A 17,887-nucleotide genomic window follows, 5' to 3' on the forward strand; every position below is an offset into this window, starting at 1 on the left:
TTTTTTGCTGTTCGGTTGGGGCTGGTCGCGTTCCGCTCAGTGACAGCAGCGGCGATAAACTGCAAAATCACTAAAAACTTAGCGGCTTAGAGCTACAGGCCAGATCAGAACTGAAGTATGATCGGCCTGTGTCAATTCACTGCCTGTATCTGTCTGAGCAGGCAGCAGAACAACTATAAAAACCTAAAATGAAACCACTCAGAGAGGACTGCGGATGAACTACAACAAAATCATGCTGGCATTAAGCCTTGGCGGCGCTTTGGCTTTAACTGCCTGTAAGCCTGCATCAGAGCAAACGACAGAGCAAACAACAGCACAGCAAAGCGCTGCGACTGAGCAGGTGGCCTCGGCAGCGCCAGCTTTGGTGGCCGGTTTTGAAAAACGCCTGGATATTTACCGTACTGTGGACTTAACCGCAGACTTGTCTGGCGTCTCAGCGCAGCATAAGCAAATGCTGGTTAAGTTAATTGAAGCCTCCGAAATCATGGATCAGTTATTCTGGAAACAGGCGTTTTCAGAAGATAAGCAAAGCTTTTTGGCCAAAATTACCGATGCCAAAACCAAAGCTTTTGCTGATGTGAACTACGGCCCCTGGGACAGATTACAAGGCGATGAGGTGTTTTTGACCGGCTATGCCGCCAAGCCGCTGGGCGCGCAGTTTTATCCATCTGACATGACCAAAGAAGAGTTTGAAAAAACCGACTTTGCCGATAAAAACGGCCTGTATTCGATAGTGCAGCGCGACAAAGACGGCACCTTAGTGGCTGTGCCTTATTCACAAGTCTACAAAACTGAACTGACAGCCGCCGCCGCTTTATTAAAAGAAGCCGCGGCGTTATCGGAAGATAAAGACTTTGCCAACTACCTGACGATGCGCGCTGAGGCCTTTTTAAACGACAACTATCAGCCGTCTGACTTCGCCTGGATGGCGATGAAAACCAACCCTATCGATCTGGTGATTGGTCCTATCGAAACCTATGAAGATCAGCTATTTGGTTACCGCGCTGCTTTTGAAGCTTATGTTCTGGTGAAAGATTTAGCCTGGAGTGAGCGTTTAGCTAAATACGCCGCTACTTTGCCAGCGCTGCAAAAAGGTTTGCCGGTACCAGAGCAATATAAAACCGAAAGCCCGGGCACTGATGCCGATTTAAATGCCTATGACGTGATTTATTACGCCGGTCATTCTAATTCTGGCGGCAAAACCATCGCCATTAACCTGCCAAACGACGAGCAGGTACAACTGGAAAAAGGCACCCGCCGGTTGCAGTTAAAAAATGCGATGCAGGCCAAGTTTGAACATATTATGTCGCCTATCGCTGATGTGCTGATTGCGCCTTCACAGCGCCAGCATGTCACTTTTGATGCCTTTTTTAATAACGTGATGTTCCATGAAGTGGCACATGGCCTGGGCATTAAAAATACCATCAATGGTAAAGGTACAGTGCGTCAAAGCTTAAAAGAGCTGGCCGGTGGGCTGGAAGAGGGCAAAGCCGACATTTTAGGTTTGTATATGATTTCCCAGTTGTCGGAGCAGGGTTTATTGCCTGATGCCAAAATGGAAGATTTTTACACCACTTTTATGGCCGGTATTTTCCGCTCAGTACGTTTTGGTGCCTCCAGTGCCCACGGCAAAGCCAATATGGTGTGTTTTAACTATTTCGCCGAGCAAGGCGCTTTTGTCCGTAACGACGACGGTACTTATCAGGTGGATTACGTCAAAATGAAACAGGCGATGACCTCGTTATCGCAACTGATCCTGACCTTACAAGGCGATGGTAACTACGAAGGTGTGGCGTCATTGATGGCGGATAAAGGTGTGATTAAACCGCAACTCGCTGAAGATTTGGCGCGTTTAAGTAGTGCCAATATTCCGGTGGATATTATCTTTAATCAGGGTAAAGCTGTATTGGGTCTATAACTATCCCCGTCGTCCTTGAAGTTGCAGCTTTGTTGACTGCGCCATCTCGCCCCGGTCACATAGGTTAACTATGCTCCCGGGGTCTCACTGGCTTGTCGCCTCACCGCACCATCAAGTAACTTGGGTATAGACAAAGGGTCAGAGCTTTGGCTCTGACCCTTTGTCTGCTCGATTAAGCAGGTTCTGCTTCTGTCGAAACTTGTTCCGCAATGTCACCAGCCACCGGAATTTTTTCACATAAAATCCAGTCTTTTTCATCGACCCAGTTTTGTGCGCCACCCGCAACGGTGCGGATAGGCACTATGTAACGGCACGAGGTTTGAGGTTTCACAGACGCAAAAATTGGCACAAAACCAAAGTTCAGTGCAGTTTCAATCAGCGCTTGCTGGTTATGCGGGTCTATATCGGCTGCTTCGTCGATATAAATCGGGATACGGTATTTACCGCGTTCCCGTTCGGCCAATAACTGACGGATAAACAACATACCGCACAATAACTTAATGGTGATACGGGTACCGTTGGAGCCTGCGGAATCAATTTTGTCGAAAAACTCCACTTCACCAGCCCGGTTCACCACTTTAAAGCGGATATCAAACAAGTCGGATAAGGTTAAACCCCCTTTTTCGCTGGCGGCCTGAATTAAATAGTCTTTCGCCGCCTGCACTTCACGCTCATTGCTGCTGGCGCTCGGAGCTAATAAATCCAGTGTATCGCCTTGCTGATACGCCTCTGAGGTGGTCAGAATGGTATCGATATGACCGACCAATAAAGCACGGTCGACAATCTCAATTTTAAAATCCTGCAGGTTCGAAATCTGATGACGCCAAATGCCGCGGTTAAAGCTATTCAGTTCCCGGTGCAAGCGGTTTAAGTCATCGCGCAGGCCTTTGAGGGTGGACGCTACTTCCGTCAACGCGACACGGGCACGACGTTCTATCGCTTCACGTTCTTTATCCAGGTGATGGAAAGCGCTTATCAGTTTTTGGAACTTCAGCTCTTCGTCCGTTTCGACTTCAAACTTGGTAATACCGGCGTTAAAAATATAGAGGTAGGTATTTTTGATATTGACGTCGATGAGTTTCAGCTCATTACACTGCTTATTAAAATCGCGTAACACGTCGGCTAAGTTGTCAAAATCCAGCGTTACTTCAATAGGATAAGGTGTGACTTTACCGGAGTAGAAATCAAGCTGGAAGTCAATCCGCTCTTTTTTCTCCTGCTCAATACGTTCGGCCTGACGTTTTAATTGCTCTTGTTTATTCGCTACTAAGTTACGGCGATCAGACAGGGTAGAGGCCTTGTGCTGCACTTCGGCCAACTGTTCCTGCAGCTTGTCTTCTTCAATTTCAAGCTCGGATTGCAGCGCCTGTTGCTCGTCACTGATGTCCAGCATTTGCTGGTAGCGGCCAAACTTTTTAATGTCTTCTTCCGCTTGCAACAGCTCCTGATACAAGCGGTCTTTTTCGCGGGTTTTACCGGCCAAATCACCAGCCACCGCCAGTTGCTGCTCCAGCGTCTGCAAAGTTTGTTGCAGTGCATCAATTTGCTCTTTGAGCTGAATTTTGTTCTCGAGGCTATTTTGCTCGACCGGCTGCAGGTGATGCAGGTCAATGACCACGCCTGGTAAATGCAATTTGCCTTGTTTAAAGCAATCGGCAATTTTTTCCAGTTGCTCTGAAAACAGCGCATCGTCCAGAATTTCAACATCACCGCCACCAGTGGTAGAAAGTGACAATAAATCCGGGTTCAGAATACGGGTAATCTGCTGCACTTCCGGCAGGCTTAAATCTTCGCGCAGACGCGAATACAGGTTAAATTCGAGGTTTTTCAGTTGCAGCTTTAAGCTTTGTAATTGCTTGGCGGTCTGGCTTTTTTGATGCGCCAGGGTGGTGGCATTGACCTGACTGGCGCCTTGCAAGCTGTGGCTTAACTGCTCGTAAGCGCTACGGATATTGCTTAAGTTGGTTTGCAAGGTGGCTTCATTACTTAAGCTGAATTTTTGCTGCAGTGCATCAAATTCGCCAAACCACTGTTGTAACTGCTGCTGACGGCCGGACAATTCTTTAATTTGGCCGACATACAAACGCTGACGTTCTTCGAGCTGATTTTTCTCTGCCAAAAGACCGGTCAGTTGTTCGTTCAGAAGCTCCTGCTGATCGTCAAAGTAGCTGTGGAATTCAGTTAAAGCCACATCCAGCTTAGGCGCATACGTGGCTAAACGGCCTTTGAGCACAGAGCGGTTATCCAGCAGGCTCTCTAAAGCTGTGACGGCTTCCTGTTGGTTTTCCAACGCTTTTAATTCACGTCTGTCTTTATTGACCTTTTCAAAAGCATTGTGCCAAACCTGATAAAAATCGACCTTAGGGTCGCCTAAATGCCGGGCAAATACCGGCAATAGCAGCCGTTTTACATCCTGTGCTGTTAAGCGGTGCAGGTTTAAGATCCGGCGGAAAATATCTTTGTAGACTGGTGCATCAGAGACGTTCGCAAGCGGGATCATCCGCAGGTTAATACGGCTGTCAAAAGGCGTGGCACCACCTGTTAACATGGCATTGAGTTCAGACTGTTTTAACTCTATAGGGTCAAAACCCAAGCCGCGTAAATGATGATCCAGTTTGTTATAACGCACATAGCTTTTGCCATCGACATAATGGTTTAAATCCAGTTTGCCTTTGTAGCAAAAATACTGGAAGGCATAACCTGCAATTTTGCCGCGGCCCGCCACGCCAATCACCACAGGGCCGTCTGGTAAATTGGCTTCCAGTAAGATGTAACTTTGGTCAGTGCCGAAATAGAATTTACGGGTTTCGTCCAAATCGTGGCCATCCCACTCGGTTAAACGCAAGTCGTTAATCAGCGGGAACTGCAGGGCGTTGATCACCGAACTTTTACCCGTATTATTTGGGGCGCAAATAGAGGAAGAATCATCCAGCGGGATCACACATTTGGCATAGCCTGCGGTGTTCAGTAGCGCCAGTTTGGTTAAGCCATACAGCTCTGATTTTGATGAATGATGCTGCTCAGACATCGGCTTGCTCCTCTGTGACTGCACTGTGATCCACGTCCATTAAGGCGTCTAAATAGCGATACACTGGCGATAATAATTTGATGTTATCGCCGCTTGGCCGTGCCAGGCCATAACGTAATAAGCGGTTGGCAATTTCACGTTTCATGTCGGTGACCGAGAAAATTTCCAGTTGTTCAAACAAATGGTATTGCTGCTGCAGCAACTGGCCCCAGATTTCTGTGGTGATTTCATGTTCAAACAAAGCGCGTAGCGGGTCCTGGCCTTTGTCGGCATAAAACTCCACCAAAGCAAATAGCGTTAGGGCAAACAGCCGGGAAATTTTACCCATGCTGGCGGTGGCGTCATCCACTTCAAAATAAAAGAAACCGCGGCTGTCGCGTTTAAGCGTATTGCCCAAGGCACCAAATAAAGCTGTGTAGGAGTCTTCCTGCTGGTCCAGTTCCTGCCATAAAGCAAAATCCTGTTCGCTGATATGGTAACCGTTCGACAGCTTTTTGCTGATTTCAGCCAGTTGGGTCAGTTCATCTAAATTTAATTGCATTTATAAAGTCCCGGCGTCGCTGCTTTGAAAAGGGTGTAAGGTCAGCTTATAGCCATTGAGTGTCAATTCGGTGTGGTGCTTGCTGTGCTCTAAGCTCAGCTCATCCGAGCGTGATAATTCCTGATACAAAAACAGCAGCTCATCGACTGGTAATTCAGGGTAACTGTCGGCCAGCCAGCGGCTTAAATCCGGCAGTTTTTTCAGCGTTTTAGCTTTGTGCACCACATCTTTCAGTTCTGGCACCTGCATCAGCATACTGTGGTTGCTCAGAATTTCCTCCGGCAACTGATAAGCATCATGTTCGTAATGACACAGCTCCGCCATATAACTGGTAATCTGATTGGCCGACCCTAAGGAGAACCGCTGACTGTCCGAGCTGATAGCGGGAACCAGAGGTTCCAGCGTCAGATCGATGCCCTTTTTCCGCATTTGACCTAATAAGAAACTGGCGTTACGGGATAACAAGGTATTGCGGCGCAGCTCGTCCCGCAGTGGCATCAATAAGTCGGCACAGCGGCTTAAACTTTCACGGCCCACCTGATTCATTTCAATCAAGCGGGTGCGTAGCTGAATAAGAGTTTCTTTTTCAGTGTTCAGCGTGCCTGTCACTTCGATAAGTTGCAGTAGGTCGCTGAGCATAGTCTCCACAGCAGAGACGGTAAGTTGGAAAGGACCGTTAATATCCACCAGCGCCAACACCGGATCGATATAATCGTCAAACGCATCCATCACAGCCGCGTAACGCCGTGCCAGACTCAATTTGCCTTCGTCGGCTTTAGCGCGTTCAACAAGCGATAAAATGGCACTTTCGTTTTGACCAAAGTGCTTCAGCACTTCACGAATACGCTCGTCCATCACGCGTGAGAAACGACGTAGTTCACTGCTGTCACGGTTTTGGGCGGCCTGTTGCATACGTTCGGATAAACGTTTTAGCTCCAGAATACGGCTTTCGATATCTGTGGCCAAACCCAACTGCTGCTCCTGCATCAGTTGCTGTGCAAACTCCAGCACAGAACGATTCAGCTCCAGTTGACTGGATTTGGCTAAGGGGATGAGGATTTCCAGTTGTAGAAAACGCTGGGCTTCGCGAAATACCTGCTCACTGCTCATGCCGCTGTTATGACGCAGGATCAGATGTTGTACATCCTGAAAACTGAAGTTACCGCTGCTACTTCGTTCAACCAACTGCTCAATCACAGTCCAGTGCTCGTCTAAGCAGCGGATAATTTTACGTGGCGCTATCATTTGTCCTTTCTTTTCATGCTTATCATAAATATTTCACAAATGTGACTTTGACAGGGTAGTGGCATTTGGCAGGTGCTGGTAGAATACCGCCCCGCAAATTCCTTCCTTTTCCACAACAATAAAGCTGGTACTACATCATGGTAAGCGCAGTAATTTTGGCTCTGGTGGCAATAGCCTTTGTGATGATCGTTATAGAGGATATTATCCACGTAAACAAGGCAAAAACGACACTTTTTTTCGGTACTCTTTGCTGGATCCTTGCTTTTATTTTTCCAATGCACGGGGCTACAAGCAGCGAAATCAGCGAGCAGTTGAATCATAACTTATTAGAAATAGCCACTTTGTGGTTGTTTTTGATGTCAACCATGACTTTTGTTGCTTATCTGAACAGCAAAGGTTTTATTTCTCAGATAGTACAGCGTTTATTACCCTCTGAACTGTCAGAACGCCGGCTGATGTTTATCATCGCAGTATTTGCGTTTATTTTCTCGTCTTTTGCCGACAACGTCACTGCCACCCTAGTGGCTATTGCGGTGATCAGCAGTATTAAGCTGGAAGTGAAAAAACGTATTCAGTATGCCACTTTGATTATTTTTGCTGTCAATAGTGGTGGCGTGTCGTTAATCACAGGTGATGTCACCACCTTGATGTTCTTTTTAGCTGGCAAAGTCACTATCGCTAATTTGCTACTACTGATTTTACCTGCGCTTTTTGCTGTGGCCGTGCTGGCGATTTTGTTATCGCGCAAAATGAAAGGCCGTATAGTGCTGGAAAAATCAGCTAAACCTATTGAAAAAGCAGACGTTGTGATTGCAGTTATTTTTGCATCCACTATAGGCTCCACCTTGCTGTTTAATATTCTGTTCCAGATCCCGCCAGTCCGATCTCTTTTTGTTTGGTTTAGGTGTGATGTTCCTCTCAGCTCAATACCTGCTGCGCAAGAAAACCGGTGTGAACATTTTAAGTTATATCCGGGAAGTTGAGTTTGATACCTTGTTGTTTTTCTTAGGTGTTTTACTTCTGGTTGGTATTATGAAAGAAATTGGCGTGCTGACCAATATTACCCATTTGTATCAGTATTTAGAGCCGGTACAAGCCAATTACCTGATGGGGTTAATGTCTGCACTGATTGATAACGTGCCTTTAACTGCCGCTTTGCTCAAAGCCGATTTAACCATGACCACAGCCGAATGGCTGACCTTAACCTATGCCACTGGTGTAGGCGGTTCTATTCTGATCATAGGTTCTGCAGCCGGTATTATCGCCATGAGTAAAGTAAAAGAACTGACTTTTGGTACGTACTTTAGAATGGCAGGATACCTGTTGGGCTGTTATAGCCTGGGGTATATCGGTGTTTATTTTGTTGGCCAGTTCGCACTGAGCTAACCTCAAAAAAGCTGTAATTAAATTACAGCTTTTTTGAAAAGACGGCTGAACGGCTATTGCCTTTTAAAAAAAAGTCACTTAAGCTCAGCGCCGTCAATCATACGTGATTATGAGATACCCAACGTAATTGGAGCGTAGGGGCGGGGTTTACCCCCGCCCGTTTACTGCAGCTTCAACAACGACGGGGAGTATACCCTAAGTCATTGAAGTTGCAGCGCGACGACCAGTGCGCGAGTCCTCAGGAGCATAGTAGTCCTATGTGACTGGGGCGAGGGCACGCAGTCAACAAAGCTGCAGCTTCAAGAACGACGGGTATAGACCAGAAGAGGAGCGTTAACCAGGTAGAACATCTCAGGCTGCTACAAGCCGCAGGATGTTTGAGGGGGATTAACGCCGAGGATCAGAGGCTGTAGCGGCCACTGGTTCGGTTGTTAAGGCTGAATCCTTACGACTGTCACCTGTTTTTTGTGGTGGAGAGCTTCTGGCCTTTGTGTGTCTGTGATCAGTTGTATGCAGCATTATGCCTGCATCACAGCTTTATTTACTGCCTGCAAATGCCATGCTCTGCCTTATGACTTTTTGAATAAGGAGAGACTCGAATGTCTAATCAACTTATCGTCGCCAAATTTGGCGGAACTTCAGTGGCCGATTTCCCGGCTATGTCCCGTTGTGCTGATATAGTGTTAGCAGATCCGAATATCCGTTTGGTTGCGGTCAGTGCCAGCTCAGGCGTGACCAATTTATTGGTCGATATCACCAAACAAACTGAAGTTCAGGCCCGTTACGCCTCCTTTGAAGGGATAGAACGTATTACACTGGCGGTACTGAATGCCTTGCAGCACCCTGAAGCTGTAGCGGCGCAAATCAATACCTTATTGGCGGATTTACGTAACCTGATTGAAACAGGTGGTGCTGTGTATTCTGGCGCGCACAAAGATCTGATCCAGTCTTTTGGTGAGCGGTTAAGTTCGGTGTTGTTTACTCAGGTTTTAGTCGAACGAGGTGCCGCGGCGTTGTGTTTTGATGTGCGCCGTGTTCTGCGCACAGACAGCCGTTTTGGTAAAGGCGAACCGCAAATTACAGCCATTGCAGATTTGGCACAGACCCATTTACAGCCTTTATTGCATGACCAGATCGTAGTCACTCAGGGCTTTATTGGCGCTGATGAGGCAGGGCAAACCACCACCTTGGGCCGTGGTGGTTCGGATTACAGCGCCGCCTTATTAGGTGAAGCCTTAAATGCACAAACCGTACAGATCTGGACTGATGTAGTCGGGATTTTTACCACTGACCCACGTTTAACCTCTGATGCGCGTTGTATCAATGAAATCAGCTTTGATGAAGCAGCCGAAATGGCGACTTTTGGTGCCAAAGTCTTGCATCCTGCCACTTTAATTCCGGCGATGCGTCGTAATATCAAAGTCTTTGTCGGTTCCAGTCGTGAACCACAAGCTGGTGGTACCTGGATAGCAAAAGCGGTTGAACACAGACCGGCCTACCGGGCCATTGCCCTGCGCAAATCTCAGACGCTGATCACGGTGAAAAGTCCTGAGATGTTACACGCTGCAGGCTTTTTAGCCCGGGTCTTTGATATTTTAAGTCGTCATCAGATCTCTGTAGATTTAGTCACGACATCCGAAATTTCCGTAGCATTAACGCTGGACGAGTCGACAGGCAGCGCTTTTAGTTCTGCCATAGAACCAGCGCTGCAGGAGCTTCAAGCCTTTTGCGAAGTGTCGGTAGAGCAGGGCTTAAGTTTAGTGGCTGTGATTGGCAATCATCTGCACAGCGCCAAAGGTGTGACAGGGGAGCTGTTTAGCGCCTTAGAGCAAATTAACATGCGTCTGATTTGCCACGGCGCTTCGCGACACAACCTGTGCTTTTTAGTCCAGGACGCGTCAGCGGCAGCGGTGGTGAAGGAGCTGCATCAGAAATTATTTAATTAAAACAAAAAGGGCGGGTTAAAACCCGCCCAGCTTCATGCTGTTATTGCATCAGACAAACAGTTGTTTCATGTCCTGATAAATAGCAACAAATTCAGGTGAGCGATAAAAATCTATCCCATTGATCAAACCGCGATCGGCATAAGGTTTTAGTGCAACCCGAACTTCGGTTTTGTCCTTCGCCAGACCTTTTTGGATGGTCGCAATACGGATAAAGTCCAGGTAGTTCACTTTGTCGCCATGCGCCAGGCTGGTATTCCATTGTTCTGCGACTTCGACTAACTCTTCAGGAAATTCCCATTTGCGCAGGATACTGCCACCAATGCCGCCAGCAAGATCGGTAATACAGTGCGTAATAAAATCTTTATCACCAAACTGGTCCAGATGTTTTTCTGCTTCGGTCAGAATAGGTAAAGCGCCTATATTGTGGATAAGACCAGCCAGGGTCATGGTATCAAAGTTAACAGGGCTGACTTTCAGGTTGCTGTTGTACAGTTGCATCGCCGCTAAAGCGACTGCAGCCACTTCCAGGGTGTCATGCCAGACTTTGCCCATCAACTCTTTAATTAAGCTTGAGTGAGAGACGAATAACTGTTCCACCGCCATCGCTGTGACTATGTTTTTGATGTAGCGTAACCCAATCCGGGTCACCGCCTGATGCAAGGAATTCACATGCACAGTGCGACCTAAGAATGCACTGTTCGCGATTTTCATCATCCGGGCTGACATGGCCGGATCATGAGAAATGATGTCTGCCATCTGATTTAAATTCACATTCGGATCTTCTGCCATTTTGCGCACTCGTAAGGCAATTTCAGGAAGGCTTGGCAGGACTAAGGTATCATTCTGTATTTTTTCAACCAGCAAACTTAATAACGCATTTTCGTTTGACATAAACTACAACCCTGTGACATAGGAGAATTATCTTTGTGTGGTAACTTCTTATTCTGCGATAGACGAACATCCTGATTATTAGCGAATTTTATTGGCTTTGCCCAGTAGTAACGTAAAAGAATTTTTCATTTTGTCCAGATAGTGGGAATTATTCGGTGTCTTTGCCCTGAATTTGAAACAGCTTATCACGGATTTGCCAAAAACGTCCTTCCTTGCGGGCTATGATGGCCTCTGGCGGTTGAAATCGGTGTGCCTGTTGGACCACTTTATGCACTGTCGCTTCGGTAAAGGCTCTGTGCCTGTCGACCAGATGAGGTGGCACAAATAAGGTCAAAAACTTTTGTTTTTGTGCTTTGGTCTGCAAGCTCCAATACTCGGCGATTTCTGCACCTTCTGCGGAAAAATAACTGACTTTGAGTAAGGTTTTACCTTCTTTACTTTGATGGCTTTGTAGCTGCATTCGCGTGACATAAAGCACTAAGGCATCTTTTAAACTCAACGCCTCTTTGAGTTTTTTATCCGGGTCGACTAACACCAGACCACAGTCACCGCAGTGACGGGCGGCGATATCATTTTCACCACCACAGTCCGGGCAAAACTTGGCTTTAAAACGATAACCGCAGGCTATAGGTGTGGCCCTCTGATCTTCTTTATAGCCCTGACAACGGCGACCATAATGCTCCAGCACCAGACCTCTGTCGTCTGTTTTGCCCCAGAAGTTGTTAAAAAATCCACACACAGGGCAGGGCACTGTCACCAGCTCTGTGCCCGGCTCTGGCCTCAGCTCGCCGATATCGGGTTGTTCCAGATTAAATCTGTTTCCCGCATAGTCCAGTACCAGACAATCGGTTTTGCCTGGACTTAAACGCAGGCCACGACCAACAATCTGCTGATACAAGGTGACTGATTCAGTAGGACGTAAAATAGCGATCAAGTCGATATGCGGCGCGTCAAAACCCGTGGTTAATACCGCGACATTCACCAAATACTTCAACTGTTTTTGTTTAAAGCTGTGGATCAGTGCATCCCGCTCTTTTTGCGGTGTATCGCCTAAAATCAATGCGGTTTGACTGGCCGGTAAATAGCCTAAGATCTCACGGGCATGGGCTGTAGTCGCAGCAAAAATCATCACGCCTGTGCGCTGAGCCGCATGTTGTATCACTTGTTGAATAATTTGTGGCGTAGCCCGTTGTTGCTGGTTGATGCGTAAGTCCAGATCCGCTTCTTTAAAATAACCACTGGCAGTGGGTTTTAAGCCCGCGAAGTCGTAACTTAATACTGGTGCATCCATCAGCACTGCCGGAGTCAGATAACCCTCAGCCAGTAAAAACCGGATCGGCAAATCAAAAATACAGTACTTAAAAAAGCGGGGTTCAGTAGTGCGGATCAAACCTCTGCTGTGGTACTGATAAATCCAGCCAGAACCGAGGCGATAGGGTGTTGCGGTTAGTCCCAACACTTTTAAATCCGGATTCTGCCCCTGTAAAGCACGGATCACTTTTAAGTAACTGCTGTCTTCGTCATCACCGACCCGGTGGCATTCGTCTATCACCAATAAGCTGTACTGTTCAGTAAATTCACTCAGGTTGCGCGCTACTGACTGGACGGAAGCAAACACTACTTTGGCAGCGGTCTCTTTGCGGCCGAGGCTAGCAGAAAATATCGCGGCTTCTAAGCCATAACTTTGGTACTTGGCATGATTTTGCTCCACCAGCTCTTTAACATGAGCCAATACCAGCACCCGGCCACGGGCCAGTCGGGCCAGTTCTGCGATCACCAGGCTCTTGCCTGCGCCTGTCGGCAATACCAGCAAAGCCGCATCCGGCTTATGGCGAAAATGCACAACGACAGATTGAACCGCTTGCTGTTGATAGTTTCGTAATTGCAGCATCAGAATGGTGCATACAACAAGAAGGGGGCTAAAACAGCCCCCTTACTTGCGGCAAAAAAGTGATTACTGAATACCGTGGTTGGAGAACACGGTCGCGCGGTCAGCTAAAAAGGTAATTTTGATATTTTTTTCATCATCACCCCAGCGGCAGCTCTTGGTACCTATAGCCTCATCACAGTGAGTGGCAGTGCCTAAGATCCCCGTCACTTCTTCATAGGTCATGCCTGCTTTGACCTGGTTGTAGTTGTCTTGCGTCAGTTTGCTACAGGCACCTAACAGGCTGAGTGCTGCCAACAAAACCATGATTTTTTTCATAACAGATTCCTTGTGTTATCAACTGAGTTAAAGTGTGGCCGCCCCTGTTGTTGCGGGCGGGGTAAAACGTTTCACCTGGATAATCACCCCTAAACGAGGGTGATCCAGATAATGGATCTGGCCCAAAGTTAAGCGCGCGCTCTGCTTCACTGCAATTTGTGCCGGCTGAGTGGCATCATCGGTTTGGCGCAGATAAAAAGTAGCGTCAAACTGGATAAAGCGGCCCAAACGTAGCTGAACTAAAGAATCAAATTGCCACGGACTGTACCAGACTTGCAAGCTGCTTTGACCTTGCTGCACTGCAGCCAACTGCTGCTGCACTTGTTGCATTAAATCAACAGTCTGCACAGCCTCTGTGCTTTCATTATCCTGATAACTTCCTGCATACCAACGACTGCGACTATTCCGGCCTGAGACTAAAGGTTGTCGCCACGCTGTGTGCAACAGTAGCTGTTTACCAGCCTGACGTTGTAGCTGGTAAGCCAGGTTTTTAAGTTGCAATCCGTCAGGCCCTACCAGGTAGGCCTGATTGCTCTCCTTGCCATCGCCTGTGAAGGTCGCTGGAATTTGCGCTGGCGCAGGTAACTGCAAAGCCAGCTCTTGTGCTGTTAAAGGTCGGCTGATTAACTGACCATCAGCATCCCATTGTTCCATCTGACAATTCTGAAAGTTTAGCTGATACAACGAGGCTGCTGCAGCGTCACTGTCTAATTGCACATCCAACGACTCAGCGCCGGTTGTTGGCTGCATAGTGTGTTGATGTTGGCTTAACAGTTGCTGAATTTGTTGCTGAACTGCAGCGGATAAAGGGGCAGCGCTCGCGGTATCTTGCTGTGGGGTTGCAGCACAGGCAGGTATAGCTTGAATCAAATCAGCGATTGCAGGTTGCACTAAGGGGCGCATTAAATCGATCGCATTCGCGCTGTTTAATTCGGCTGTTGGGGAATCAAATTGCTCTTTTAAACTTTTATCCGCACTGCGGCTAAAAGCGATCAGTTCGATTTCATACCAGCTATTGGCAAAAGCTGTGCTGGTGGCAAATAACGCCACCAGAGCCAGTCCCAGCGATGTAAAACGCAGAGGTTTCATGATGCTCCTGTCTGATGTTTAGCAAAGTCTTCCAGCATAAAGCTGACAAAGGCGAATCTGCTGTTGGTGTCAGGTAAATCTTTGATAAATTTCAGCTTATTACCACCTTCGAGCTTGAAGACTTTTGACTGAGTCTGAATAAGCTGGATAATATAAGATGGGTTGACCGAAGTTCGTTCAGCGAATTCTAGCACACCACCTTTGCTATTGGCTTCCAGTCGTTTAATACCAAGCTGTTGTGCCTGCATTTTTAACTCTGTGATTTTGACTAAGTTTTTCGCCGCGTCTGGTAATAAACCAAAACGGTCGATCAATTCGACCTGCACATCATCCAGTTCCTGCTCGTCGCGACAGGAGGCTAAGCGTTTGTAAAAGGACAAGCGTAAGCTGACATCCGGAATATAGGCATCCGGCAGCAGCGCTGGCAGTTTCATATCCAGTTCGGTTTGTTGGGTTAACAGCGCATCTAAGCTTGGCTCTTTGCCAGCTTTTAACGCCTCAACGGCTTGTTCCAGCATGTCCATATACAAACTAAAGCCAACAGATTCAATCTGGCCACTTTGCTCATCACCTAAAAGCTCGCCTGCACCACGAATTTCCATATCCTGACTGGCCAGCGCAAAACCTGCACCTAAATCTTCCAAAGCCGAAATAGCTTCGAGACGTTTTTCTGCATCTTTGGTTAAACGTTTGGGCGGTGGCGTCAGTAAATAAGCGTAAGCCTGATGGTGCGACCGGCCAACCCGGCCTCTGAGCTGGTGTAATTGCGCCAAACCAAAGTTATCGGCTCTGTTGATAATAATGGTGTTGGCGGTGGGCACGTCGATGCCGGTTTCGATAATGGTCGAACAGAGCAGCAGGTTAAAACGCTGATGGTAAAAATCAGCCATGATTTGTTCCAACTCGCGCTCCCGCATCTGGCCATGGGCTATACCAATTAATGCTTCCGGCAGTAGCTGGGCTAAATCAGCCGCGGTTTTTTCAATGCTCGCTACATCGTTGTGCAGGAAATACACCTGACCACCACGGGAGATTTCCCTGAGCACAGCTTCACGTATTAAGCCTTCCTCATACTCACGCACGAAGGTTTTGACGGCTAAACGTTTGGCGGGCGGTGTGGCGATAATGGATAAATCGCGCATGCCGGACAGCGACATATTCAGCGTTCGAGGGATAGGGGTGGCCGTTAAGGTCAGGATATCGATATTGGCACGCAGAGCTTTGATTTTATCTTTTTGCCGCACGCCAAAACGGTGTTCTTCATCCACAATCAGCAGGCCCAGGTCTTTAAACTTGATGTCGTCCTGCAGCAGTTTGTGGGTGCCTATTAAAATATCGACTTTGCCTTGTTCGGTTTCTTCCAAAATGGCTTTTTGTTCTTTGGTGCTGATAAAACGCGATAGCACTTCGACTCTTACCGGCCAGTTGGCAAAACGGTTGCGGAAGTTGTCAAAATGCTGCTGCGCCAACAGCGTTGTCGGCACTAACACTGCAACTTGCTTGTTATCATTGACAGCGACAAAAGCGGCGCGCATCGCCACTTCCGTTTTACCAAAACCTACATCACCACAGACCAGACGGTCCATCGCACGTTCAGCCTGCATATCGGCCAGCACCGCCGCTATGGCGTCAAGCTGATCCACAGTCTCCTGATATGGGAAACCATCGGCAAAAATGGCATATTGCTCTGCATCCAGTTTAAAGCCATAACCGGTTTGGGCCGCACGCTGGGCATAGACATCTAAGAGTTCTGCCGCCACATCCCGTACTTTTTCCGCCGCTTTACGCCGCGCTTTTTCCCAACTGTCGTTGCCAAGCTTATGTAGCGGGGCATGGTCCTGATCCGACCCCGTATACCGGCTGATTAAATGCAAGGACGACACAGGCACATACAACTTACTGCCACCTGCGTATTCAATGGTGACAAACTCCGCACTGATGCCTGCAGCATCCAGCACCTGCAAACCCTGATAGCGGCCTATGCCATGTTGTAAATGCACCACAGGCTGGCCCACTGACAGTTCCGCCAGATTGCGGATGATGGTGTCGCCAGAGATTTGCTGGCTGTGTTTACGTTTACGTCTTTGGGTAACTTTTTGACCAAATAACTCGTTTTCACTGATCAGAGCCAGCGGTTCTTCACCTGCTTTGGCTTTGCTCTGGCTCTGTTGTAGCAAACAGCCTTGCTCCAGCGAGCCAATGACTATGCCTAAATCCACCTGATCGGTTAAAAAATCTTCCACCGATTCAAATTGCTGCAAGCGAATTTGGTTACGTTGCATCAGTTGCAATAAGCTTTCACGCCGACCTTCGGATTCAACAAAAAAAAGCACCCGGCCTTGCTGCTTTTTGATCTGAAGAATAAATTGCTGCAGCTTCTCCAGCGGGTTTTTTAGCTGATGGTTGACCGTCAGCTCAGGTAAATCCGCGACCGCGGCATTGGCTTGTCCGGCACGTTCCGGCAATTCTGCCCGGCTTAAACGCAAGCGGGGCCATTGTTTTAACTGAGCAAAAAACTCATCTACCGCTAAATACAATTCCTGCGGTTTTAAAATCGGCTTGAGTAAATCAATGGCTCTGTCCTGATAACGACGTTGCAAGTCATGCCAGAACCGTTCAGCTGCGGCTTCCAAATCACCGACACAGAGCAGCACCGTCTCTTTGGGCAACATCGAAAACAGCGGCACTGTCTGCTCAGCAAACAGTGGCAGGTAGTATTCAATACCAGCCGGCATCAGGCCTTGGCTGACCTGCATATAGAGCGATTCTTTTTCATTTCGTGCCGGGAAACGTTCACGATACCGGATACGGAAACGTTCTATTGCGGCTTTATCCTGCGGGAATTCGTGGGCTGGCAATAATTCGACTTCGCTCACTTGCTGCACAGTGCGCTGATTGTCCGGATCAAACAGCCGAATGCCGTCAATTTCATCATCTAAGAAGTCAATCCGGTAGGGCAGCGTGCTGCCCATAGGGTAGAGATCGAGCAAAGAACCACGCACTGAAAACTCGCCATGCTCCATCACCTGATCCACTGCCCGGTATCCCACTGCGACCAATTGCTGCCGCAGCGCCGTTAAATCCAGTTGCTGGCCTTTTTTTAGCATCAGACTATAGTGCTGCAAATAGCTGGGCTCTGTTAAACGTAGCAGCGCAGTATTGAGCGGCACTATCACCAGACCACGCTGCAGACGTGGCAAGCTGTACAGGGTCTTGATACGCTGGGAAATAATATCCTGATGCGGTGAAAACACATCATAGGGCAGGGTTTCCCAGTCGGGAAAAATCCAGACTTGAGTGGCGTTCTGATGGAAAAACACCGTCAGCTCCTGCTCTAAACGCAGCGCTGTGGTGGTGTCTGGGACTATCACCAAATAAAGGCCTTGCTGGCGTTGATATAGCTGATAAATCGCCCATGGCAAAGCGGCGCCTGACAAGCGGCCCCACTGTTTTAAATCTGTGCTGGAGGTGGGTGTAGGTAATGCTTCAATGCGGATCATCAGAGAAATTCTTTACTCGTTATAAAAAGACCGCAGCCTAGTACGGTCTGTTGTTTGATTTAGTTTCAACACAATCCAATCTGTACCCAAGGTAATTGCAGTGGCAAAGAGGCGACAAGAGTGCGAGCTCCCCAGAG

The 17,887-nt window shown here is 47.9% G+C and carries 12 protein-coding genes and 1 riboswitch; of the genes, 4 read left to right on the top strand and 8 right to left on the bottom strand.

What is annotated here, in order from left to right:
• Window positions 1-214: 214 nt before the first annotated feature.
• Window positions 215-1,918, top strand: a complete 1,704-nt coding sequence (locus tag SD53_RS03060) for a dipeptidyl-peptidase 3 family protein (RefSeq protein WP_046518752.1) — start codon at window positions 215-217, stop codon at window positions 1,916-1,918.
• 172 nt (window positions 1,919-2,090) lie between these two features.
• Here the strand turns inward: SD53_RS03060 and SD53_RS03065 are convergent, their stop codons facing one another.
• The 3 genes from SD53_RS03065 to SD53_RS03075 are packed head-to-tail and all read right to left on the bottom strand — an operon-like array spanning window position 2,091 to window position 6,732.
• Window positions 2,091-4,946 carry an Mks condensin complex protein MksF gene (locus tag SD53_RS03065; protein ID WP_046518753.1) on the bottom strand — a complete coding sequence of 952 codons (2,856 nt, stop codon included), beginning with the start codon at window positions 4,944-4,946 and terminating at the stop codon, window positions 2,091-2,093.
• Window positions 4,939-5,487, bottom strand: a complete 549-nt coding sequence (locus SD53_RS03070) for a condensin complex protein MksE (RefSeq protein ID WP_046518754.1) — start codon at window positions 5,485-5,487, stop codon at window positions 4,939-4,941. Before SD53_RS03070 ends, SD53_RS03065 begins: the two co-directional genes overlap by 8 nt.
• Window positions 5,488-6,732 (bottom strand): MksB family condensin complex protein, encoded by a 1,245-nt coding sequence (locus SD53_RS03075; RefSeq protein ID WP_046518755.1) that lies wholly within the window; start codon window positions 6,730-6,732, stop codon window positions 5,488-5,490.
• Between the two features lie 137 nt (window positions 6,733-6,869).
• Between SD53_RS03075 and nhaD (SD53_RS18920) the strand changes: the two genes are divergently transcribed.
• The 3 genes from nhaD (SD53_RS18920) (at window position 6,870) to lysC (ending at window position 10,064) form a co-directional block, all read left to right on the top strand.
• Window positions 6,870-7,715, top strand: coding sequence for a sodium:proton antiporter NhaD (nhaD, locus tag SD53_RS18920; RefSeq protein WP_206539888.1), 846 nt, complete (start codon window positions 6,870-6,872; stop codon window positions 7,713-7,715).
• Complete coding sequence (nhaD, locus tag SD53_RS18925; protein WP_206539889.1) at window positions 7,684-8,118, top strand: sodium:proton antiporter NhaD; 435 nt, start codon at window positions 7,684-7,686, stop codon at window positions 8,116-8,118. The genes nhaD (SD53_RS18920) and nhaD (SD53_RS18925) overlap by 32 nt, the downstream gene beginning before the upstream one ends.
• A gap of 315 nt (window positions 8,119-8,433) precedes the next feature.
• Window positions 8,434-8,607, top strand: a riboswitch (Lysine riboswitch).
• 110 nt (window positions 8,608-8,717) lie between these two features.
• A complete protein-coding gene (gene lysC / locus SD53_RS03085; RefSeq protein ID WP_046518756.1) occupies window positions 8,718-10,064 on the top strand; it encodes a lysine-sensitive aspartokinase 3 in 1,347 nt (448 codons plus the stop codon).
• Window positions 10,065-10,112: 48 nt separating this feature from the next.
• Here lysC and SD53_RS03090 read toward each other — a convergent pair whose 3' ends face one another.
• From SD53_RS03090 to mfd, 5 genes are all read right to left on the bottom strand, one after another.
• Window positions 10,113-10,955, bottom strand: coding sequence for an HDOD domain-containing protein (locus SD53_RS03090; protein ID WP_046518757.1), 843 nt, complete (start codon window positions 10,953-10,955; stop codon window positions 10,113-10,115).
• 148 nt (window positions 10,956-11,103) lie between these two features.
• Window positions 11,104-12,846, bottom strand: coding sequence for a DNA repair helicase RadD (gene radD, locus SD53_RS03095; protein WP_046518758.1), 1,743 nt, complete (start codon window positions 12,844-12,846; stop codon window positions 11,104-11,106).
• 63 nt (window positions 12,847-12,909) lie between these two features.
• Entirely contained in the window at window positions 12,910-13,161 is a 252-nt protein-coding gene (locus tag SD53_RS03100; protein WP_046518759.1) for a lipoprotein, read from the bottom strand.
• Between the two features lie 27 nt (window positions 13,162-13,188).
• Entirely contained in the window at window positions 13,189-14,250 is a 1,062-nt protein-coding gene (locus SD53_RS03105; protein WP_046518760.1) for a CsiV family protein, read from the bottom strand.
• Window positions 14,247-17,750: a transcription-repair coupling factor gene (gene mfd, locus SD53_RS03110; protein WP_046518761.1), complete on the bottom strand. Its 3,504-nt coding sequence runs from the start codon at window positions 17,748-17,750 to the stop codon at window positions 14,247-14,249. Before mfd ends, SD53_RS03105 begins: the two co-directional genes overlap by 4 nt.
• Window positions 17,751-17,887 lie beyond the last annotated feature (137 nt).

It is taken from the genome of Rheinheimera mesophila, from assembly GCF_000986865.1.
Lineage (GTDB): Bacteria > Pseudomonadota > Gammaproteobacteria > Enterobacterales > Alteromonadaceae > Pararheinheimera > Pararheinheimera mesophila.

Coding starts and splice junctions, on each gene's coding strand:
- SD53_RS03090 (WP_046518757.1), bottom strand. CDS start 10,955: ATGTCAAACGAAAATGCGTTATTAAGTTTGCTGGTTGAAAAAATACAG.
- SD53_RS03100 (WP_046518759.1), bottom strand. CDS start 13,161: ATGAAAAAAATCATGGTTTTGTTGGCAGCACTCAGCCTGTTAGGTGCC.
- lysC (WP_046518756.1), top strand. CDS start 8,718: ATGTCTAATCAACTTATCGTCGCCAAATTTGGCGGAACTTCAGTGGCC.
- SD53_RS03075 (WP_046518755.1), bottom strand. CDS start 6,732: ATGATAGCGCCACGTAAAATTATCCGCTGCTTAGACGAGCACTGGACT.
- mfd (WP_046518761.1), bottom strand. CDS start 17,750: ATGATCCGCATTGAAGCATTACCTACACCCACCTCCAGCACAGATTTA.
- SD53_RS03105 (WP_046518760.1), bottom strand. CDS start 14,250: ATGAAACCTCTGCGTTTTACATCGCTGGGACTGGCTCTGGTGGCGTTA.
- SD53_RS03070 (WP_046518754.1), bottom strand. CDS start 5,487: ATGCAATTAAATTTAGATGAACTGACCCAACTGGCTGAAATCAGCAAA.
- nhaD (WP_206539888.1), top strand. CDS start 6,870: ATGGTAAGCGCAGTAATTTTGGCTCTGGTGGCAATAGCCTTTGTGATG.
- SD53_RS03060 (WP_046518752.1), top strand. CDS start 215: ATGAACTACAACAAAATCATGCTGGCATTAAGCCTTGGCGGCGCTTTG.
- radD (WP_046518758.1), bottom strand. CDS start 12,846: ATGCTGCAATTACGAAACTATCAACAGCAAGCGGTTCAATCTGTCGTT.
- SD53_RS03065 (WP_046518753.1), bottom strand. CDS start 4,946: ATGTCTGAGCAGCATCATTCATCAAAATCAGAGCTGTATGGCTTAACC.